Below are 21207 nucleotides of genomic sequence, written 5' to 3' on the forward strand. Positions count from 1 at the left end.
ATGCAAACGGTAGCAAATTTCTGAAAATTCCCCTTCATGAATGTCATTAGTATTCTCCTTTTCATGATTGATTGCCACTATACATCAAACAAAAACGCACTCAAGTACACTTGACAAAAAAGCAATAACGGTCTGAATATAACAAAATTGAACAATATCGATCATTTTTTTGCTTGATGCTTGTGCAATATGCCTCGTTTTTGCGCATCGGCCGGCTTGCTTAAAAGACTTGCGGTCATGCGGGCTTAGCGCGAGGCCGGTATCAAAGAAAGAAGTGTCAGGATCGAACATGAATGGAGGTCTCAGCATATCGCGACTTGAAACGCTCGAAAAACGGCTCGTCGCCGAGATGGAGGCCACGGAAGCGCTCGGGCAGGTCTGGGCTCCGGCACCGGAGCCAAGACCTGCTTGCGTCGCGCGCTATAATGTCGTGATCTGTGGGGCCGGCATGTCGGGGCTCGCTATCGCCTTTGGCCTGAAAAGGCGTGGGGTTGCGGGCGTTCAGGTGATCGACAAGGCCGAGAAGGGGCGGGAAGGGCCTTGGATCGGCTGCGCGCGCATGAAGACGCTGCGCTCGCCGAAGTATCTCGCGGGGCCGGATTTCGGCCTGCCGTCGCTGACGCCGCGCGCCTGGTACGAAGCCGTCTATGGCACAGACGCCTATGAAAGCCTCGACAAGATGTCACGGCAAGACTGGATGGCTTATCTCGGCTGGTATCGTGCTGTGACGGAGCCGGATGTGGCCAACGGCACGAGCCTTGCCGGTATCTCGCAAGCCGACGGCTGGTTGCGGCTTGTGCTTGAAGCGGACGGTGAAACGCAACAGATCGAATGCCGTCGGCTTGTGCTGGCGACCGGTATTGATGGCGGCGGCACGCCGATGGTTCCCGATTTCGTTCGTACCTTGCCCAAGCAATACTGGACCCATAGTGCCGAGATCGCGGACGATGGCCATCTCAAGGATCGGGATGTCGCCATTCTGGGTTCGGCGACTTCCAGCTTCGACTGGGCGGCAACGGCCTTGGAAAAGGGCGCGAAAAGCATTGTGATGATCGGCCGCTCGCGCAATTTCGGCCGGACGGAAGTGTTGGCCTGGACCAATTTTCCGGGCTTCCTCGGTCATTTCGGCGACCTGTCGGATCTGCAGAAATGGCGCTATATGCGGCTCTACAATAGCTTCAAGATCCCGCCGACACAGGATCAGTTCGATCGTGTCGTATCCAGTCCGCGTTTCACGATGGCGCTGGGCCATAATGTGCGGTCCGTGACACTGGATGCCGGGCGGATTGTGATCGAAAGTGACAGCGGCATATTCAGCGCCGATCATCTTCTGCTTGGCACCGGCTACACGATCGATTTCAACCGGCGCGCGGAATTGAAGAGTATCGCGCCGCATGTGGCTTTCTGGTCTGATCGCTTCACGCCGCCGGATGGCGAGGCATCGGCCGAGATCGCGGCCCATCCCTATCTCGGGCGCGGCTTCGAACTCACGCCGAAGAATGCGGCAACCCATAGCTGGCTGTCGCACATCCATTTGTTCAACTGCTCGGCCATTGCTAGCCTAGGCCCGATCAGTAACGGTGTGACTGGCATGAAATACGGTCTGCCGCGCATCGTCGATGCGGTCGTAGGCGGTCTCTTTCACGAGGCGGCCGATGATTTTCTCCGTGACCTTGCGGCTTATCGGGAGCATCATTTCGATCCGCGCGGCTATGATGGAGACCTTGAAGGCATTAAGGAAGTGTCATGATGACAATCATACCGACGTTTCCGCTCGGCCGAGTTCTGGAAAGGGCTCGGTATGACAGCGTGGAATTTCCCTATCTGCTCGCCAATCACGCTCCGATGGTTCTCGTGGCACTCGATCGCATGGGCGCGACCCCTGAGCGTCTCGACGAATGGTACGAGATTTATCGCGTGACAAACCAGCTCGTTCCCGCGCCGCCAACCGTGGCCCCGATCGAGCGTGCGCGTTGGGACGCGGCGCTGGGTGACCGGACGCGGGAATCCGATTATCGCGCCTATTTCATCGCGGAGGTCGAACGGCTCGGAACCGATGCCGCGATCCGCCATTATTTGCCCCGGCTGATCCAGGGCGTCGCCGGCAGCGCGCTGCACCCGCTGATGCGGCTGGCTTACGCGATGCTCAACAGCGACGCGAAGGAAGTGGGAACGGCGCTCGGATATTGGACGACCTGTTATCTGCCCTTGCCGGATCCGACTGGACTAAAGCCGGACACGGAAGATCCGGCAGCGATCCTCGCTGCCATGAATGATGTTGCCGGCGCACACGACTATGTGCCTGAAACCGATCTTCTCTGGCACAATATACGCGAAGTCGCCGCCTTGCCGGACTTTCCGCCGGTGATCGATCGCTTGCGCATTGATGAGGCGACACCGAAACGCATGGCGGAGACCGCGCTGGCCCTGTTCGCCGCGACCATGGATTTCTCGGCGCTCCACGCCGTTACCGGCTTGCATTGGGCTCGGTTGGTCGCGCCGCATCTGGATGATCCGCTGCCGCTCTACCGTGCCTTTTGGCAGGTGATTGCCACACTCGTTCCGAAAATCGGCTTCCCAGTACTTCCGGCCGCCGAAGCTCTTCAGGCAATGCGGGAGATGCAGGTACCGGACTGGCCGGAGATAAGGGCTGCAGCGGTGGCCTCCAACGACGAACACGACGTTAGCCTGGTCTTTTCGGCGTTACAGGAACAACTGGCCTGGGGTGATCCGCTTTATCGGGTGGTGGCGGCACGCCGGGTCGGGCTGATCTAGAGGTTGGCGTCCTGGAAGCCTTTAGCGCGTCATCCTCCGTTCGTTCGATCGATTCGATATGACGCGCGAACGGTGCGTTGCAAGCATGCTGCGGTGTTGTTGACCCAGTCGAAACGGCAATGAGCCAGCAGTTCGAATTGGTTCAAGAGACGCAGTTTTTTGGTTGTATGGATGGCCCACCACGAGAACTCGCTTTAGCTTGATGAAAGAGCAGGTCGACCGAAGGTTCAGGCGGGCGGCATCGGCAGGTTCTATCCCTGTTGAGATGGTTTAGAATGCCAAGCGAAATCAGATGCCCCGGATGTGTAGTGTCGAGAGGAGGCCTCCCTCCAGCAATCGATGCATACAAACCGAACGGTCCGGTCGAGATTGGACGCGTAAGGAGGAATTGTTAGCGCGGAAGGTGCACACGATTTAGTACTATTTGACAACTGGAAAATTGTCACATCGGTCGTAAACTTCTGATTGTAAGCCAGCAAGTCAGTGAAGATGCGGCTAAGAGCGCCGGTGCGCTCGTCGGTGCAAATAAGCCGAAATAGGCGGTTCGACTCCGCGGCCGCAACCACGCCTTTCGACAGCATCACAGCTGATGGATGAAAAGCTGCAACTGCAACTAATTTCGGTTCTTGAACCGTTCGAATGCCGTCGGACGCTGAACCAGCGGTCGGCATCCGCCCATCGGTAGGTTTGCGCTCTTAGAAAGCGAAGCTCGTCTTCTATAGCCTCACTCTTTCAGGCGATCCTCTAGATCGAAGGGTGCGTCCTGCGCGGAGGCGGGCACGGCGAAAGCTGGCTTGATCGAAAGAGTTCGAAAAAATGGCGATTTACGTCCGTTGTGCCGGAAAAGAAGCTTACTCGTCATCAGACTAAGGTCCGTGTTCAACGCAGCTCTATTCGGATAGTGCATGACTGCCCCCGGTCGCCGACACCACTGCCACCCGTCGGCGGTCTGCCCTGTCATCGGACCAATCTCCGGTGACAGGGCGAATCATCAGGCATTGGATCGGCGTTCACTCGCTGCCGCATGGACAGCGACTTGCCGCCAGAGGGGCTCTTCACCCAGCACCGTCAAGGCCAGCCTCTAGCGAGACCCCGAAGGCGGCCCGAGGTCATGCGTTGAGTATCGGCGCGTTCCCGACTAAGGATCACACCATTCCTCTTTCGCCGACCGACCATTATCCTTCCGCAAGTCCGTATGCGTCGACTGCGACGATGTGGCTCTCCACTCGCCTTCGTTGCCATCATCTGTTGCTTCGAGCACTCGGCACCCATGCGATGCTGAAGGATCCCATGAATAGGCGTCGGTAGCACCGAGCGCGTTACCTGGACGCGGCGACATCTTTTCGGTGAAGCGCGAAGCCTGATGCCCTTTGATTGCCCAGTTCCGAACGGAGTTGCATGGTCGGAATATGATAGTCCCCGCCATTTTGGCTCCTGTAAGGAATGGGGCTTGTTGTTTCGAGCGTTCGCATCCGATCGCGCAGATGTTTTGCCGCGGCTTCGAAGCGGGCGTCGTCGAAGCGATCGGTACTGTACGTTACGAAGGGCGGCAGCACATCGTAGCCGGGATAGTAGAGAATCCCGTGATTGATCGGAAACAGAAGATCGTCGATGGGGCCGTTGATTCCCCGAGGAGCGTAGTGCTCTTCCCACCCCCCTGCGGTTACGATCAGCATGGCGCGCTTGCCAGCCAAGGTTCCCTCTCCATAGCGATCACCCCAGCGCTTGTCGCTATGTTCGCCAACGCCATAGGCGAACCCATAAGCAAACACGCGGTCGACCCAGCCTTTCAGGATGGCCGGCATGGCGAACCACCAGAGTGGAAACTGCAGGATCAATGCATCAGCCCAGAGAAGCTTTTCGATCTCCCCTTTGACATCGTCCGTCAGCGCATCGCCGTTAAAGGCATGTTTGGAAGCGGCGGCCGGCATAAGCCGCTCGTCAGGAGCCAAAGACGGGAAATCCGCGCGGTCGATCTCTGATTTCCAGCGCATGGCGTGCAGGTCGGAAACCTGTACCGTGTGGCCGGCTGCTTCCAGCTCCTGGATCGCAACATCACGTAACGATGCCGATAAGGATTTAGGTTCGGGGTGAGCGAAGACGATGAGCACATTCATAGTGGTACCTGCTCGTTGAAGAAAACTCTCCCTAAACTAGGCCATGTTCCGCTAATGCGTTATATAGCAGGGATGGATAGGATAATGCCGAATAATGGATAGATCGGACGTCACGCTCGAACGCATCCGTACCTTCGTCCGCGTCGCCGAACGCGGCAATCTGTCGGCTGTGGCGCGCGAGTTGAACATCGGCCAGTCCAGTGTCACGCGGCATGTGCGTGAGCTCGAAGAAGCCCTCGGCGTGGCGCTGTTGAGCCGCACGACCCGCCGCGTCACGCTCACCGAGGAAGGCGGGCTTTACTATGCCAGTGCTATCCAAATCCTGCGCCTGCTGGAACAGGCGACCGATGAAGCGCGAGGCGCGCGGGGCGTCTCCGCCGGCACGGTTCGCATCTCCTGTACGGCAGCGCTCGGCGTCCGGCACGTCAGTCGATTGATCTTCGCCTTTCAGGATCGCCATCCGGATATCGCAGTCGACTTCAGCCTGACGGATGAACGCGTTGATCTCATCCGCGAAGGCGTGGACATCGCACTGCGCCTCGGTCCGCTCGCCGACAGTTCGATGAAGCTGCGGGCGATCGGTCAAAGCCGGCGCGTCCTCGTCGCCTCTCCCGCCTATCTGGCAAGCCGTGGCCGGCCGGCGACACCCGAGGAGCTCAAGGACCATGAGGGCGTCCGCATGTCGAACGTTGCCGGGAGCGAATCTCTTGCGCTTGAGCGGGCGGGAGGCACGCGCCACCTCGTGCCTTTCAGCGGGCATCTGCGCGTTGATCACGGACTTGCCGCGCGCGAAGCCTTTGTCGCGGGTCGCGGCTTAGGCCCTGCTCATATCTGGCTGGTGGACGACCTTCTCGCGGACGGCCGGCTCGAAGCGGTGCTGCCTGACTATAGCCCACCGGCCGTGCCGTTGAATATGCTTATCGCGCCCGAACGAACCGGCATCGCGCGTGTCCGGCTGCTGGTCCACTTTCTGGCGGAGGGAATGCTCCGGATCCCCGGTATAGAGCGGTAAGGGGCTGGGAGTTAGACCGCATGCCTAACCTTGCCTGTTTCCCTTGGCGCTGCGGCAGGGATGGCTCACTCGGTCGAGAGGAAATCCGGACAAGCCTTTCCGATCTCGACATGCAGCGCTACGCGGTTGGTGACCAGCCGAGGCACGGGGCCACCGTCTGGGCGAGATCGGTCAGCAGCCGCACATTCTCCGCAAGGCCGAAAGCAGGCGGCAGGAAGAGAACAATCTCGTCGGCCGCCGCCAGACCCGGGTCCTTGAGCGCCGCCTCGATCACCTGATCGGGGGTGCCGTGGAAGACCGGGGAAATCTGGATGCCCGGCGGCTGAATGGCCGGCGCGGTCGGCTCGAGGGCGCCATTGGGGCGAGAGGCTCCGATACCCTTGGTTCGACGCTCGAGATCGTAAGCGGCATATTTTTCCCGCAATTCGGCAGTGGTGCCGACCAGGATCGATGCCGCGACCGTGACTGGCGGCGGCTCGGTGCCCTGCTTCTGGCGCCATGTCGTGCGGAAAGCCTCGATGGCGCGAGCCTGATATTCTCCGAAACTCTCGCCCTCGGCGTGGTCGTGCTGCACGGTTCCCGAGATGAGACCGATGCCGAGTTCGGCAGCCTGGACGGCCGAGGCAAGGCTCGCAGATCCTTGTCGGATACGCGAACGCAGGGTCGGGCTATGTGGCGTCACTCGCAGCTCAGTACCCTCTGGGGCGCCCTGGCCTGGGCCATCGACGGTGTGAAGAACCTCGCCAGCGATTGCCGCAAGAAAACGCGCCTGGCGGCGCTTCGCTTCCGCTCGGGCATCGGTGTCGACCGCACCGAATACCGCGTCGAATGCAGCGTTGGCGCCGGTGGAGATGGCCAGCTCAAGCCTTTCGCCAATGAGCAGGTCGGCGGTGCCCGCCGCCTCGGCAAGCAGGATGGGATCCTGGTAGCGCATCGGGATGACAGCCGATCCCAGCGTGATATGGCTTGTATGTTGGCCGACCGCGGCAAAGAATGGGATCGGAGAGGACAGGTAGTGATCGAAGTGGCGCTGATAGGCCCAGCCCGACTGGTAGCCCAGCCGCTCGGCTGCCTTGAACAGTTCTATGCCGTCGCGCAGTCCCTGCGCCGGACCGGCCTCATCGTTGAACGATACGCGGGTGTTGAAGCCGAGTCGCCGCTTGGCGCGGAATGTGGCAGGCAGGGTGCCGGCGGGGGCAACGATACTCATGCGATCTGTTCCTGGCTGATGATCCGGCGGAGTTGCGGCAGCGGTGCGCGGGCAGGGCTGGTGGCGGCCGGGATCGATTCCAGTAACGACACCGTGTAGGGCTCGCGTGGATTGTCGAAGATGTCCCTGACGTTGCCGTGTTCGACGATGCGCCCGCGTTGCATCACGGAGACGGTATGGGCAAATTGGCGCACGAGGGCCAAATCGTGGGAGACGAATATATAGGTCAGGCCAAGGCTTGCCTGCAGCGACAGCAATACCTCGACGATATCGGCCTGAACACTGACATCAAGTGCCGACGTCGGCTCATCGAGCACGATCACTTCCGGCTTCAGGACCAGCGAACGGGCAATCGCGACGCGCTGCCGCTGACCGCCGGACAAGGCCTGCGGCTTGCGTGAAAGTAGGTGCTCGCCAAGCCCGACATCGGACAATACTTCGCGGACCCGTTCTGCCCGTTCCGTATGAGTTCCAATGCCAAACCTGTCGAGCGGTTCGCGCACAAGCTGCTCGACTTTCCAGGTCGGATCGAGCGATGTGAAAGGATTTTGATAGACGAGCTGAAGATGGCGCCATACGGAGCGCAGTGACTGGTGTGAGCGTCCGTTGAGTTTTTCTCCAGCGACCGAAATATGACCGGCGTCCGGTTGATCGAGCCCGAGCAGCAGCCGGATCGTCGTCGTCTTTCCGGAACCCGACTCGCCGACCAGCGCGTGCGTGGTACCTGCCGGAACGGTAAAGGACACGTCATCGACGGCCGTCAGAACCTTGCCGTCGACCGTGAAGCTCTTGGTGATGCCCTTGACGTCGATCTTCGGTGCCTTGGTGCTGTCGGCATCGAGGAAACGAAAGCCAGGATCTCGAAGCTTTTGGTAACGGTCGGGATTAAGCGCCGGCACGTCGGCATGCAGCTTCTTTGCGTAAGTCGATGCGGGTGAGGAGAAAACCGCTGCGGTACTGCCCGCCTCCTGAACGACGCCATCCTTGAGCACGACAAGAGAGTTTGCCCGTTCGGCTGCGATCGCCAGGTCATGGGTGATGAGCAGCAGGCTGATGTCGAGGTTCTGCTGCAGCCGAGAGAGCAGGTCGAGGATTCTCTTCTGGATTGTAACATCGAGCGCCGAGGTCGGCTCATCGGCGACCAGCAACCGCGGCCGCGGCAGAACCGCAAGTCCGATCAGGACGCGCTGAAGCATGCCGCCGGACAGTTGGTGCGGATAGGAATCATAAACACGCTGCGGGTTATCGAGCCCGACCTGGGCGAACGTCTCCAGGACGAGCGCCTTGCGGATTGCCTTGCTGGGTTCGTCGACAAGGGCTGCGGCTTCCATCGCCTGGGCACCGATTTTCCGCATCGGGTTGAGCGCATTTCCCGGGTCCTGCGGCACGAAGCCGATGGTCCGGCCTCGAAGCTGGCGGAAACGGCGCTCGGGAAGCTGCAATATGTCCTGGCTGTCGACCGCGATGCGGCCGGTCGCCTGTCCCGTGCGGGGAAGCAATCGCAGTACGGCGCGCGCAATGGTCGACTTGCCCGAGCCCGATTCCCCAATGAGCGCAAGGCTCTTACCGCGCCCCAGTTCGAAGCCGACATTGCTGACGACCTCATGCGAGCCGTAGGAAACGGATAGGCCCTCCACCTGAAGCAATGGCGTTGGCCGCTGCGGCATCGGCGCATTCTCGGCGATAAGAGTGCGAATTGCATTCAGTCTATCTTGCGAAGCCATCGGCTGATCCTATTCACAGAGAGGACGGTCGCGATCGTGACGAAGGCCGGTGCGTAGACCAGCCACGGCCACTTGAGGTAATCCTTGCCGATCGAGATCAGCAGACCCCAATCGGAGGCTGGCGGCGGATCGCCGTAGCCGAGAAAGGCGAGGCTGGCGATCACCAGGATCGAGTCGCCGAACTGCAGCACGGCAAGTGGGAGCACGGAGCGCGATGCGTTCGGCAATATGTGCCGCCACAGGATGTGCCAGCGCGAGCCTCCGGAAAGAAAGGAGGCCTCGATGAAGGTCGCCTGCCTGGTCTTGATGACTTCCGACCGCATGACACGGGCGAAGACGGCCACCGACGAGATGCCGGTGGCGATGGCGGCGTTCGTGGTGTCAAAGCCGATCGCGGTGACAACGATGACGGCAAGCAGGAATTTCGGAATGGCAAGCAGGACATCGACCAGGCGCGCAAGCGCGATATCCACGCGGCCGCCGAAGAAACCGGCGAGCAGGCCGATGAAGCCGCCGGCGACCGCACCGATGACGACAGCGATCAGTGCGCTGCTGACCGAAGAGGCTGCGCCATAGACGACGCGGGTGTAGAGATCGCGACCCAGCTGGTCGGTTCCGAACCAGTGCTGGGCGCTGGGCCCGAGCAGCTTTTGAGAGGGAATCCCGACCGCCGGATTATGGCTGGTGAACAGGCTTGGTGCGAGCGACCAGGCGATCACGATCGCCACGATCACAAACGAGAGCGCGACGGCAGCCGGCAATCGGAAACCGCCAAACCGGCTGCCGGCGGTAAGGCGCGAGGACGTGTTGGTCGAAACGAGCGTCATGACAGCACCGACTTCGAAATTTCCGGAGAACCCTCATCAGAGGTGACGGGTCGGCGCTCGGCACCGCCGAGCAGTTTGACGCGCGGGTCGAGCAGCGGATAGACAAGATCGGCGATGAGGTTGACCAGCACGAAAACCACGGCCGCGAGCGATACGATCGCCTGCAGGACAGGCAGGTCCTGGGTGCTGACCGAGCGCTGGACCAGGCTGCCGATGCCGGTGCGCCCGAACACCGCCTCGGTGATCAGCGAGCCGCCAAGCAATTCGCCGATTGTCAGCGCGACGACGGTGATGACCGGGAGCGAAGACGGCTTGAGGAGATGCCTGGCAAAAAGCTGTAGCTGACCGAGGCCGCGGCTGCGCGCAACGGCGGCATATTCTTGTCCCGACTCGTGATCGAGGTTGGCGATCAGTACCTCGGCGATCTGCGCCGAGATCGGAATGCCGAGCGCGACTGCCGCGAAAAAGGTTGCCCAGAAGCTGTCGGGATTGATCACACGGAAGAGACCGAGCTGAAAGCCGAAGATGTGGATCAGCACCAGCCCTATCACGAAATTCGGCACCGACAAGAACAGGGACGGGAAGCCCCGCAGCAAGCCCTGGCCGAACCTTTTTGGGAGGAACTGAGTGCCGTAGGCAATCACGATCGCCAGGATCAGCGCGACGACCAGACCGGAGAAGGCGAGAACGAGCGTCGAAGGTAGCACCTCGGCGATCATGGTCGTCACGGGACGGTTGGTTCGCATCGACAGACCGAAGTCGCCGATCAGGAAGTGGGAAAGCGATGTCGACAATTGCACGAGTACCGGCTTGTCCAGGCCCTGGGCGGCAATGATTTCCTGGATCTCCGCCTCGCTGAAGCCGTTTTGCGGATTGCGCAGAACGTTGGTGACGGGATCGCCCGGCAGAACGCTGACGACGACGAAGGTGAAGACATAGGCCAGCAGGATGACAATGACGGCCTGGACGAAGCGCTTTGTGGCATAGCTAAGATAGGCATTGTTCACGCCGGTCTCCTCCTTGCGTTCCTTGGTTGTGCTGCGGGTCACTCACTGATCGTGGCCGCGTAATAGCTGGCATAGGCGACGCCGTTATATGTCTCGCCTTTGAGCTTGGGAGACTGGACATAGATGCGCTGGACCATCTGTGTGCGCGGAATGAAGTAGCCCTGTTCAAGAACATATTTCTGAAGCTCGTCCAGCAGCGGGTTTCTGGCCTCGAGAGAACCAGCGCTGGCGATCTTGTCGCGCAGTTCGTTGATCTTCTGGTCGCTTTCGCCGAGTGCGAACCAGTTCTCGCCGTTGTTGGCGTTGGTCAGGATGCTCGCGACGGTACCGGCGTCGATGAAGCTGCGTGTTACCTCATAGGCAGGGACACCGGCGCCGCCATACTGAACCTTCTGGCCGTAGGTCACGACGTCATAGGCCCGGATATCGACTTTCCAGCCGATCTTGCCGAGTTGCTGGGCGATGAGTTCGTCGATCGACCTCGAGGTCACGAGATATGGGTTGGAATTGAGCGTCAATGACAGCTGCCTGCCGTCCTTGGCGCGTATGCCATAGGCCCCCTTTTTCCAGCCCGCCTCGTCGAGGAGTTTCTCGGCTCTGTCGGGATTATAGGCCAGAAGCTCGCTGTGATCGGTCGCGCCGGGCACGTTGCTCTGGATGAATGATGTCGCAAGCTTCCAGTCGGGTGTGTAGACGGTATCGATGATTTCCTGGCGATTGATGCCGGCCTGCAAGGCCTGTCGCACCTTGACGTCGTCATAGGGCGCGAGCTTGGTATTGATTGCCCAGCCGTTGACGAAGCCGAGATAACGCGGCGTCGCGACGGTAAAGCCCTCCTGCTTGAGCGACGTCAGCTCCTGCGGCGAGGCGTTATAGGCAATGTCCGCCTGGCCGGACTGGACGGCAGCGACTCGCAATGACGGTTCGGACACCAGCTTGTAGGTGATCGTATCGAGATAGGCCGGACCGGTATGGCCGACGGCCGCTGGACCCCAGTTGTAATCCTTGCGTTTGGTGAGCTTGACGAAATCGCCTTCCTTCCAGGAATCGATCACGTAAGGTCCGCTGCCGGAGGTCTTGCTAAGATCGGCCTGCTGCGCGGCCGGCTGGGCGATGCTCTTGGGGGAGATCAGAATGGAGCCGTGATAGCCAAGGGTCGGAATGAAACCGAGCGTCGGTTTTTTGAAGAAGACCTTCACCGTGGTTGCGTCAACCGCCTCGGCGTGGTCGTAAGTCTTCGGGAAGAGTCCGATTGGATTGATCCCTTCCTTCTTGCGTCCGGCATACCAGATGTCGAGATTGGCGACCGCGGCAGACGCATCAAGAGGGGTGCCGTCCGAGAAGGTCACACCACTCTTGAGATGCAGGGTGAACTCGGTCGCACTGTCATTCTGCTCCCAGCGCTCGGCGATCCAGGGGCTCACCTTGCCGTCGGCGTCCACGTAGACGAGCTTGTCGGTTACGTGACCCCATATGTGGCCCTGGAAACTGGAAATCGCGCTGTTGTTCGGTATCCAGGTGTCGCCCAATGAATCGATGAGGAAGGTGATGTCGCCGCCATTGGCCGGACCGTCGGCACTGTGCGCCGGGCTGAAGCCTGCCATCGCCACCAAAGCACCGGTCGCCACGGCGGATGAAGTGATCAACAAGCGGCGCCGGGTAATAGGCAGCGAAAGAGGGCGTTCTGTCATAGATAGATCCTGATGGTTCGGGTTCTGCGAATTCCTGAAGCAGAGCCTATTCAGGCAGAACCAAAAGGAGAAAGACTGGTTGTTCTTTTTCTACTAATTTTATGGATTATTTTGTCCGGTTTTGGCTGATGTAGGGATCAGCATTTTTCGGGCCTGTCGGCGAGGGAATTGCGGGCTTGAAATCCTGCATGGCGATCTGCGTCTGCGTATCGATCTCATCACGATCGATTTTGAACCATAAGTCCTGGAATATCCTCGCCGGCAGCCGGTCGCCGATCAGATATGATGTCCCGATGTCATGCGCGAGGATGCTCCGCTTTCCGGATCAACGACAAAGATGAGGTAGTATTTGCCGTCTCCGACATGGCAAAGAGCGGTCGCAGACTTCAGGCCTGTTCGGCCTGAAGTCCTTCGGCGCTATGTCAGGCCACCAGCTTTTCACCCGACAGATGACGTTCGAGGAAGGGCAGGCTGTCCTGCCCCCAATAGAGTTCGCCTTCGTAGCGGAAGGTCGGAAGACCGAAGACGCCAGCTTCTTTCGCAATGTCGCGATTACTGCTCCAGAGTTCCGAGATATCAGGAAGCGCCGCGCGCGCCTCGAGTGCTTCACCGTCAAAGCCTGCGGCATCGGCAATCGCCTTTCGCACATCGGGGCTGCCGATATCGGCGGCAGTGCCCCAGAAGCCGTATTGTAGCGCGCGGGCGAGGGCGACCCAATCCTGCCCTTCGAGCTGAGCCGCCAAAACGAGAAAGCCGGCGGGCGTCGGGTCGGACAGTGTCGAGCGATTGGTAAAGTCGAGCTGCTTGCCGCGAAGAGCGGCCCAGCGCCGGAGATCCTTCAGCCAATAAGCGCGGCGCGCGTCGGGACGATCGCGCGAATAGATCGCGCCATTTTCGACGATCAGCGGAATGAGATAGGGACGGATTTCAGCGCCGGATCGCGCCGCGACTTCGACAAACGCATCCAGGCCTATATAGGCCCATGGTGATCCGATCCCGAAGAAGTAATCAATGGTTTTGGTCATCAAGCTTTCCTCCAGACGGGATGAATTGGCCAGTTGCCATATCGAAAACGGATAACGCGCAATCGCGCGCTACGAGAACAGCACGGGGGTCGCGACCGACGGCAACCGTCGCCAGCGCCCCTTCGTAAAGCAGAGACATGTGCGAGGCAGTCTGTTCGGCGGGACACCTTGCGGCCGACATGACGGAACGGAAGATATCGCGCACGGCGTTCTTATGCTCGCGGGCGACGGAAACGACCCGCTCGGAGTCACCGTGCTCGGCAACCGCCAATGCGAAAGCGCAGCCGCGAAACTCCGGGCTGTCGGCCTTTTCGAACAGGCGTTCGAAAATCAGGGCGATCTGGTCGCGCGGCTGTAGCGTCACGGTGGATGCGACCTCTCTCAATTGAAGAAGGACGCGTTCGTGACGCTCGGTTAGATAGGCAGCGACAAGATGATCTTTAGACGGAAAGTGTCGGTAGAGCGTGGCTTTTGCGACATTGGCTTCGTCGACGATGCGGTCGATACCGACGGCGCGAATGCCTTCCTTGTAGAAAAGGGTGCCGGCGGTGGTCAGGATATGATCTGATATTTTCATTGCGTCGGTCCGGATGCCGTCATTGCATGATCCCGGGACTAGCCCGTCTGATGTGCTTTCGGCCTCGAAGGGATGGGGGTGGAGAAAGACAGGTAGTTCTCGGCAAGCCGGCGCAGACTAGCGAAAGGAAGGAGCGCCGTGAAGCCACCTTGTTGCGCCGCCGATCCGGCAATTTCCTGAGCGGCGCGGTTATAGGGCGTCGCTATCCCATGCAGACGCCCGAGAAGGGTGATTTCGCCGTTGAGGTAGTCGACTTCGCTTGAAGCGCCGCGCGTAAAACTCTGCCAGGTCGATTGCTGGCCGGGTCGAATGCCGGCGCTCTCGGCGATCTTCCAGTGCGCTATGCTGACGGTCCGTTCCGAAGGAGATGCAAATGTATAATCCGCCGCCTTGAGAACGGTCTCGGCCTCCTCGACAAGGCCCGCGCTGAACGTCGCTCGTTCGTCTTCTGCGCCGTCGAAGAGCTCCAGCACATTGCGCACATTATGAAGAAGCTTCGCCGCCTTCCATCGCTTGATATCGCTCGTTGTCTCGGCGATGTAGTCCGACCGGCTAAGATCCAGGGCGACCTTGGCCGCGGTTTCGTCCGAGCCGTGCGGATAACGACCTATGGTGACGATCGCCACCTGCGGATCGCCCCCGACCACGACGTGACCGGTTTCCGTAAAGCGGGCAGGCGTCAGGATGCTGGCGCCGTAGACATTCGCAAAAAGTCTAAGCGCGGCCGCCTCCGTTGCCAGACCATTTTGAAACGTGACGATCGGCAGGGCGGAGGCGGTCAGCCCCTCAGTATGCTCGATTGGCCGCCAGGCCCAAAAGGCGAAAGCTTCGGCGGCATCCTGCGATTTTACCGTCAACAGGAGGATGTCTTCCTGCCTCAATGATGGCGGTTCAGTCGTGTCAAAGGCTTTCAGCCGGATTTGCCGGGTGCCGGCGGGCCGCTGGTAGGCAAGACCGTGATCGATGATGTACCGGATCTGAGCGCCGCGTCCGACAAGAGCGTAGTCGACGCCCGAAAGCTCAAACTGTGCAGCAAGGCTGGCGCCGACGGCGCCTGCTCCGATGATGATGTAGCGTGTCATGCTCGCTGCCCGGAAACTACATTCAGGAACTCCCGCGCGTCTTCCGCCTGCCGTGAGCCGGAGGACACAACTGGCGTCTTTTCAACCGGGAAAAGATGAGGCGGTTCTTCTACCTTTCGGCTCCATCTGTCACATGCCGAGCGTCCGAGAATGGAAATAGACGTGTCTTCCTGGGGGGCGTGGACGAGAACCGATTGGATGTCGCGGAAATGCCGTTCGATCCCGAGATCGCCATTGAGACCGGGATTGCCGAGCGTGCGAACGGCAAGCTGAACGGCGTCGCGTATGTTGCGGGCCGCAAGAAGGCGCGCCCTGATGAGCGCTTCGGGTTCACCCAGCGAATGGTCAAGCGCGTTGAACAGGATCTGTCTCGCCCCGCCCACGAGCAGGTCGATCTCGCCGGCTGCGGAAATGAACCTTTCCGTTTTTGCGATCGGAACGCCGAGATTGGCGGGGATGCGTTCATGACCGAAACGGATGAAAGCCTCCTGGGCAGCTTCTGCAGCTCCGAGGTATATGGCGGTGAGCGCGACGTTGCCGGCGGCATGGGCACGATTGTCCTGCGTGCCGACGGAGACGTCGACGAGATCGAGGACGTCCTCAAGCGGCACCTCGACATCCTTGAACTCGACGTCGTGCGAGCCGCTGGCCCGCATCCCCAGGCTCTTCCAGTTCTCGATCACCGTGATGCCGGGAAGACCCGAGGGAACGACGAAAGTGCCGACGCGCTGCGGTGTCTCATCGGTGCGCGCCCAGACGAGGAAATGCGTCAGACCCAGTGCGCCGGTGACGAAACGTTTGCGCCCTGTGATCGCCCATCCACCGGCCGTGCGGCGCGCCAATGTGTCGGGAAGGCCGCCTCGGGCGGGAGAACCGAGCTCGGGCTCGACGCGGGCCGCGTTCAGCAGGATCGGGCGATCGCGAGCATCGTCCAATAAACGTCGATAAAGCGGCTCCGGCCATTTGCTGCCCGCTGCCTGTCCGAGATGGGTGAATATGGTCATCGCGCTAATCAGGGCGACCGAAGGATCGCCGCGACCAAGCGCTGCCAGAATGCGCCCGACATCGGCAATACCAGCACCTTTTCCACCGAACCGTGTCGCCACCGTGCTTTCGAGAAGGCCGGCGGCATGGACGGCCTCGATGCCTGTCCAAGGGAAGGCGCCGGATTCATCTGCCGCCGCAGCTGCAGCAGCAAGCTTGCGGGTCACATCTGTCAGATCGATGGTGTTAAAGGGCACTTTGCATCAGCCTCTTTGAAGCAGTGAGGGGCGTCATGCGCGGCTTTGCCGCGCGATGGCTTGTTTTTGCAAACACAATCCGAATGGCGTTCGCCAAATTCCATTTGTTGATGCGTGATAATGTGGGTGGTCAGGCGACCGCTTGTCGCGGTGTTTCCCGCGCCGCCAGATCCGCCCTGACGAGGGGCAGAATATAGCGGCCGTAATCGATGGCGTCGTTCAGGTTGTCATAGCCTCGGATCGAGATCAGATCCGCGCCGAGATCGACGTAATCGAGAATGGAGTCAGCAATCGTTCTCGGCGAACCGACCAGGGCAGTGGAGGCACCACGAGCATTGGTGGCCGTTACCGTCGGATACCAGAGAGCCCGATCATGCACATCGCCGCGCGAGGCGATTTCAAGCAGGCGCTGCGAGCCGGTATTCTGGGGCGAAGGCGCTGATGGTGGCACCTTGCCAAGACCTTTTGCGCGATTTTCTTTCAAAAGATCGAGGGTGCGATGCGCCTTGGCCCAGGCAAGCTCGTCCGTCTCCGCAACGATAGGACGGAACGTCACCCAGATCCGCGGGCGATCCTTGCGCCCGGCGCGTGCCGCTTCGGCATAGATCCGGTCGATTTGCTGCTTGGTTTCAGCCAGCGGCTCGCCCCACAGGCCGAAGATATCGGCAAGCGCGCCGCCGATGCGATAGGCGTCGTCCGACGACCCGCCGACCGACACCGGGATGGTGCCGTTTACTGGACGCACGCGGCTGTGGAACTGCTTGAATTGATAGTAGCGGCCATCGAAGTCAAAGGGTTCGCTCGACTGCCAGACGCGTCGCAGGATGCGGATATACTCCTCCTGCCGTTCGTAGCGCTGATGCTTGTCGAGGAAGTCGCCTTCCTTGGCCTGTTCTTCATCGCTTCCGCCGGCGATGAAATGAACCACGACGCGCCCGCCGCTCAGCTGATCGAGCGTTGCCAGCGATTTGGCCGCGACCGTCGGATAGATTGTGTTCGGACGAAGGGCGATGATGATCTTGATATTCTTCGTGTGCGCCACCACGGTTGCGCCGATGGTAAAGGGATCGAAGGACGCGCTGTCATAGGGAATAAGGGTGTAGTTGAAGCCATAATCATCGAGCGAACGGGCATAACGCTCGATGAATTGCGGGTCGAGGGCGGGATTTTCGAGAGGGTTGAGCTCGGTCGAGGCATTTGGAAAGGTGACGCTGATGAATTCGGTCGGCATGGCTATGTCCCTATGGTTTGCTTCACCGGATTGTGGTTAGGATGCTAACGTCAGCGGAATGCCACAGAAAGACAGGTCGTTCTTTTTCTACAAAATTTGTAGAATATTTATGCTTTGAATCCGTCCGACCGAGAAGCTGAGGTTTCGTCGAATAACCCTCATCAGAGATCCCCGCGCTGCCGTGGTTCGAAAAAACCCGTCGCACGCGACGCGGACTTTGCAATTCCCGAAGAGCACATGAAGCATGCTGGAATGCGATTGTCTCGGCGGAGGATCCCACGAATAGGATCAGTCTTGTAGCAGGAGGATCGACGACCACGTGATCGAACGTTTTTCGGGCAGGCCTTTCGTCGCAAACGCGCCCTTTTGCAAAAACATTTCGCCGCTCTTGCCAAGATTGGGTACGGCTCTCTCCACAGTAGTGCAGTGAAACAGTAGATTTATAGCGTTAGATTTGAGGAACCAGAATGTCCCGTCAGGCTGCCAATATCATTGATTTCCAGGCCTATCGCGATGCCCGCGAGAAAACGTCAGCGGTGGCGCCCTCTGTCGGCGCGATTTGGCCGGCCCAGCCGTTTCTGATGTGGGTGCCCTTCGTCGGTTTCATTCCCGTGATGCCGTTCGGCAATCAAGCCTATGGCAGCTGAACTGGGTGGGCCGCTGCATCTGGTCTCCAGGGCGGAGGCAATCGACGAAATTTCGACATTGACCGGTCAAAATCTGCGGCGTCTGAGAACGCGGCGGGGCTATTCGCTAGATCGGCTGGCCAAGATATCGGGCGTCAGCAGGGCCATGCTCGGGCAGATCGAAACCGGCAAGAGCAGCCCCACGGTCGCTATCCTATGGAAAATCGCGGCCGCCCTCGAAGTATCCTGTGGCTCGCTGATCGCCGAGCCGCATGAGACGGCTCTGCAGGTGCTGACGCATGCGAAAGCGAAGGTTCTTTCCGCGTCCGACGGACGATTTCAGACCAGGGCGCTCTTTCCGTATGAGAGCGAGCGCAAGGTCGAGTTTTACGAGCTGCGAATTGCTCCCCACCATACTGAAACTGCGGAACCACATCGCTCAGGCACCGTTGAAAATCTCGTGGTGTCGCGCGGTACGGTGGAGGTCGTTGCCGGCAGGCATGCGCCGCAGATCCTTGGCGAAGGTGATGCCATCATATTCGAGGCGGATGTTGCCCATAGCTATCGCAACATGACCGGCAACGAGGCGGTGCTCTATCTCGTTACCACCTATGTCGAGGAAGTTCGCGGCTGAATTTGCGCCGTGCGAATGAAAAAGCTAGCCCCAAAGCGCGTTGCGATCTTCTAGACTCGCTCCTCGCGCTTCAGGTTTTCTTTCCACATATATCACGCAAAACCACAGCACAGTTGAGGTGATATGCTTCAGAGCTAGTGTGCGTTTGTATGCGCGCACCTGCCTGATGAGATCAGGCGGCTTCCATGGTGCAGCACATCATCATGTTGCCGCACATCATCATCATTGGCATGCCAGACGACATCATGGACATCATGCGCTTGCAGCACTCCATGAACATGTCCTTGTCCATGCCTTCCATCGGCATCATCTCGCAGACCATGCCCTTCGGCGTCATCTTGCACGTCATCTTGCCCATCATCATCTGCATCATGGGCATCATCATCGGATTCATCATGGGCATGCCACCCATCATGGAACCCATCATCGGGTTCATCATAGGATTCATCATTGGCATCGCGCCCATCATCGGCATGTTGCTCATCATGGGGTTCATCATCGGCATCATGTTCATTGCAGGATTCATCATTGTCATCTCCCGAAATCGGCCGCGTTCTGGCCTTCGATGAAAGTTGAGTTATGCCAACTAATTTTCCCGTTCAATGCAAAAAATAATTTTAATATTCTTTCCTCCAATAGAAAAGATACATCTCTGTTGATTTGATCGGTATCGTTGTTATTGCAGAGTTGTATCCGCTATAGCAGACGCCGCCAGTCGTCGTCGGCGGCGGTTCCGCGACGCGATCATCGCGGCCGAGGCGAAGCACGAAGAAATTCATTTTGCCGATTCAAGCCGCCACACCGGAAACCTATTCCTTTAATCTACTAGATTTATAGATATTGTCTCCGCATCGGATAAGTGTTCGCCGCATCGATGCCGCTCGTTGGTGCCGGGTCGGACGTCGGAACAGGAGCTCGTATGGATACTGTCCTTTACCTTGCCTCGCTCTCAACGCAGCACCGTCGCCCAGTGGATCTCGGACCTCTGGCGATTACCCGGTTTGCCCTGGTGAGCCTAACGGTCCTCATGTCGTTGTTCCTGTTGCTGCGCATCACTTGAAAAATTCCGGGGTGCGATGGTCATGCCCTCCCGGCCTTTGCCCTTTCCGCCAGACATCGGAGACGTATCGCGTGACGAAAATATCCCAAAGCTTCTCGGAGCTGATCGGCAACAAGCCACTGCTGGAACTTCACAACCATCGCAGACGGGAGCAGGCACAATGACCAGGAACAATCGCCCTGCCGATCCGCTAGGCCCGAATACCGTGCTGGTGCGCGCGGGCCATGATCCCTTCGACTATCATGGCTTCATCAACCCACCGAAGGTTCACGCATCGACGGTTCTGTTTCCGGATGCGCAAACGATGGATCGCAGCGGGCAGAAATACACCTATGCGACGCGCGGCACGCCGACGACGGACGCGCTCTGCGATGCGATCAATGAACTTGAGGGGGCGGCCGGTACTATTCTCGTCCCGTCCGGCTTAGCCGCCGTTACGACCGCCCTGCTGGCCTATCTGTCGCCTGGAGACCATGCACTGATCGTCGATTCCGTCTATGGCAATGTCCGGCAGTTTTGCGACACCATGCTTTCGCGATTCGGCATCGATGTTGAGTATTACGATCCGTCAATCGGCCGGGACATCGAGACGTTGTTCAAGGCCAACACGAAGCTGGTTCACACCGAAGCGCCCGGATCGAATACCTTCGAGATGCAGGATATCCCTGCCATCGTCGAGGCCGCACATCGGCATGATGCCGTCGTCACCATGGACAATACCTGGGCAACGCCGCTTTTCTTCAGGCCCCTCGACGCAGGCGTCGACGTATCGATCCAGGCATCGACCAAATATCCCGCCGGTCATGCCGATGTGCTGATGGGCACGATTTCGGTCAATGCCAAGCATTGGCCGGCACTGAAACGCGCCAACGGAGCGCTTGGCTTTTGCGGCACGCCTGATGACGCCTATCAGGTTCTTCGTGGACTGCGCACCATGGGCGTTCGGTTGGAGCGCCATCAAGCAAGCAGCCTTGCGGTTGCCAAATGGCTGGAGGGACGAAGCGACGTCGTTCGTGTCCTTAACCCGGCTCTGGAAAGTTTCCCCGGGCACGCGCTTTGGCGGCGTGACTTCAAGGGGGCCGGCGGGGTGTTTTCCTTCGTGTTGGCAGTCGATCAAACAAAGGATTTCAAGCTGAAGGCACAGAAATTTCTCGATGGGCTCTCGTTGTTCGGCCTTGGCTATTCCTGGGGTGGATATCAAAGCCTCGCTCTGCACGTCGATCTCAGTGATCGACGTGTCGCGAAAGTGCCGGTGGAAGGACCGCTCATCCGTCTCCAGATCGGGCTCGAGGATGTCGAGGACCTTATCGCTGATCTTGAACGTGCCTTTACAGCCTCCTCGACGGTTTGAGCAGCACATCTTTCTCA

At 59.3% G+C, this 21207-nt stretch carries 19 protein-coding genes; 7 read left to right on the top strand and 12 right to left on the bottom strand.

The features are described from left to right. Nucleotides 1-289 precede the first annotated feature (289 nt). Both PH558_RS27185 and PH558_RS27190 read left to right on the top strand, forming a co-directional pair. Entirely contained in the window at nucleotides 290-1750 is a 1461-nt protein-coding gene (locus tag PH558_RS27185) for a SidA/IucD/PvdA family monooxygenase (protein ID WP_285207695.1), read from the top strand. Next, on the top strand, nucleotides 1750-2775 hold the full coding sequence (locus PH558_RS27190) for a questin oxidase family protein (protein ID WP_285207822.1): 1026 nt from the start codon (nucleotides 1750-1752) through the stop codon (nucleotides 2773-2775). Before PH558_RS27185 ends, PH558_RS27190 begins: the two co-directional genes overlap by 1 nt. A gap of 1319 nt (nucleotides 2776-4094) precedes the next feature. Here the strand turns inward: PH558_RS27190 and PH558_RS27195 are convergent. Next, entirely contained in the window at nucleotides 4095-4892 is a 798-nt protein-coding gene (locus PH558_RS27195; RefSeq protein WP_285207696.1) for an NAD(P)H-dependent oxidoreductase, read from the bottom strand. Nucleotides 4893-4986: 94 nt separating this feature from the next. Here PH558_RS27195 and PH558_RS27200 point away from each other — a divergent pair, with 94 nt between their 5' ends. Beyond that, the gene (locus PH558_RS27200) at nucleotides 4987-5904 is read left to right on the top strand and encodes a LysR family transcriptional regulator (protein ID WP_285207697.1); all 918 of its coding nucleotides are present in this window, start codon (nucleotides 4987-4989) and stop codon (nucleotides 5902-5904) included. A gap of 118 nt (nucleotides 5905-6022) precedes the next feature. Here the strand turns inward: PH558_RS27200 and PH558_RS27205 are convergent, their stop codons facing one another. The 10 genes from PH558_RS27205 to PH558_RS27250 all read right to left on the bottom strand — a co-directional run bounded on the left by PH558_RS27205 (nucleotide 6023) and on the right by PH558_RS27250 (nucleotide 17519). Then, entirely contained in the window at nucleotides 6023-7114 is a 1092-nt protein-coding gene (locus PH558_RS27205) for an LLM class flavin-dependent oxidoreductase (RefSeq protein ID WP_285207698.1), read from the bottom strand. Continuing rightward, entirely contained in the window at nucleotides 7111-8838 is a 1728-nt protein-coding gene (locus tag PH558_RS27210; protein WP_483314194.1) for an ABC transporter ATP-binding protein, read from the bottom strand. The genes PH558_RS27205 and PH558_RS27210 overlap by 4 nt, the downstream gene beginning before the upstream one ends. Continuing rightward, the gene (locus PH558_RS27215; protein WP_285207699.1) at nucleotides 8817-9665 is read right to left on the bottom strand and encodes an ABC transporter permease; all 849 of its coding nucleotides are present in this window, start codon (nucleotides 9663-9665) and stop codon (nucleotides 8817-8819) included. The genes PH558_RS27210 and PH558_RS27215 overlap by 22 nt, the downstream gene beginning before the upstream one ends. Further along, the gene (locus PH558_RS27220; protein WP_285207824.1) at nucleotides 9662-10672 is read right to left on the bottom strand and encodes an ABC transporter permease; all 1011 of its coding nucleotides are present in this window, start codon (nucleotides 10670-10672) and stop codon (nucleotides 9662-9664) included. Before PH558_RS27220 ends, PH558_RS27215 begins: the two co-directional genes overlap by 4 nt. A 38-nt stretch (nucleotides 10673-10710) precedes the next feature. Next, the gene (locus tag PH558_RS27225; protein WP_285207700.1) at nucleotides 10711-12363 is read right to left on the bottom strand and encodes an ABC transporter substrate-binding protein; all 1653 of its coding nucleotides are present in this window, start codon (nucleotides 12361-12363) and stop codon (nucleotides 10711-10713) included. A gap of 422 nt (nucleotides 12364-12785) precedes the next feature. Then, nucleotides 12786-13388 carry a 2-hydroxychromene-2-carboxylate isomerase gene (locus PH558_RS27230; RefSeq protein ID WP_285207701.1) on the bottom strand — a complete coding sequence of 201 codons (603 nt, stop codon included), beginning with the start codon at nucleotides 13386-13388 and terminating at the stop codon, nucleotides 12786-12788. Then, the gene (locus PH558_RS27235) at nucleotides 13372-13965 is read right to left on the bottom strand and encodes a TetR/AcrR family transcriptional regulator (protein ID WP_285207702.1); all 594 of its coding nucleotides are present in this window, start codon (nucleotides 13963-13965) and stop codon (nucleotides 13372-13374) included. The genes PH558_RS27230 and PH558_RS27235 overlap by 17 nt, the downstream gene beginning before the upstream one ends. A gap of 38 nt (nucleotides 13966-14003) precedes the next feature. Then, nucleotides 14004-15047 (bottom strand): ketopantoate reductase family protein, encoded by a 1044-nt coding sequence (locus tag PH558_RS27240; protein ID WP_285207703.1) that lies wholly within the window; start codon nucleotides 15045-15047, stop codon nucleotides 14004-14006. Further along, entirely contained in the window at nucleotides 15044-16288 is a 1245-nt protein-coding gene (locus tag PH558_RS27245) for an acyl-CoA dehydrogenase family protein (protein WP_285207704.1), read from the bottom strand. The genes PH558_RS27240 and PH558_RS27245 overlap by 4 nt, the downstream gene beginning before the upstream one ends. 130 nt (nucleotides 16289-16418) lie before the next feature. Then, a complete protein-coding gene (locus PH558_RS27250; RefSeq protein ID WP_095438443.1) occupies nucleotides 16419-17519 on the bottom strand; it encodes an LLM class flavin-dependent oxidoreductase in 1101 nt (366 codons plus the stop codon). 467 nt (nucleotides 17520-17986) lie between these two features. On the opposite strand from PH558_RS27250, the gene PH558_RS27255 reads away from it, so the two are divergent. Continuing rightward, nucleotides 17987-18166, top strand: a complete 180-nt coding sequence (locus PH558_RS27255; RefSeq protein ID WP_113228944.1) for a hypothetical protein — start codon at nucleotides 17987-17989, stop codon at nucleotides 18164-18166. Further along, nucleotides 18156-18779, top strand: a complete 624-nt coding sequence (locus tag PH558_RS27260; RefSeq protein ID WP_095438441.1) for a helix-turn-helix domain-containing protein — start codon at nucleotides 18156-18158, stop codon at nucleotides 18777-18779. The genes PH558_RS27255 and PH558_RS27260 overlap by 11 nt, the downstream gene beginning before the upstream one ends. 172 nt (nucleotides 18780-18951) lie before the next feature. Here PH558_RS27260 and PH558_RS27265 read toward each other — a convergent pair whose 3' ends face one another. Continuing rightward, complete coding sequence (locus PH558_RS27265) at nucleotides 18952-19287, bottom strand: hypothetical protein (RefSeq protein WP_285207705.1); 336 nt, start codon at nucleotides 19285-19287, stop codon at nucleotides 18952-18954. 411 nt (nucleotides 19288-19698) lie between these two features. On the opposite strand from PH558_RS27265, the gene PH558_RS27270 reads away from it, so the two are divergent. Beyond that, the gene (locus PH558_RS27270) at nucleotides 19699-19839 is read left to right on the top strand and encodes a hypothetical protein (protein WP_285207706.1); all 141 of its coding nucleotides are present in this window, start codon (nucleotides 19699-19701) and stop codon (nucleotides 19837-19839) included. Nucleotides 19840-19999: 160 nt separating this feature from the next. Continuing rightward, nucleotides 20000-21190 (top strand): cystathionine beta-lyase, encoded by a 1191-nt coding sequence (locus PH558_RS27275; RefSeq protein ID WP_285207707.1) that lies wholly within the window; start codon nucleotides 20000-20002, stop codon nucleotides 21188-21190. Nucleotides 21191-21207: the final 17 nt, after the last annotated feature.

Origin of the sequence: Rhizobium pantanalense (assembly GCF_030182525.1) — a bacterium.
Taxonomy (GTDB): domain Bacteria; phylum Pseudomonadota; class Alphaproteobacteria; order Rhizobiales; family Rhizobiaceae; genus Rhizobium.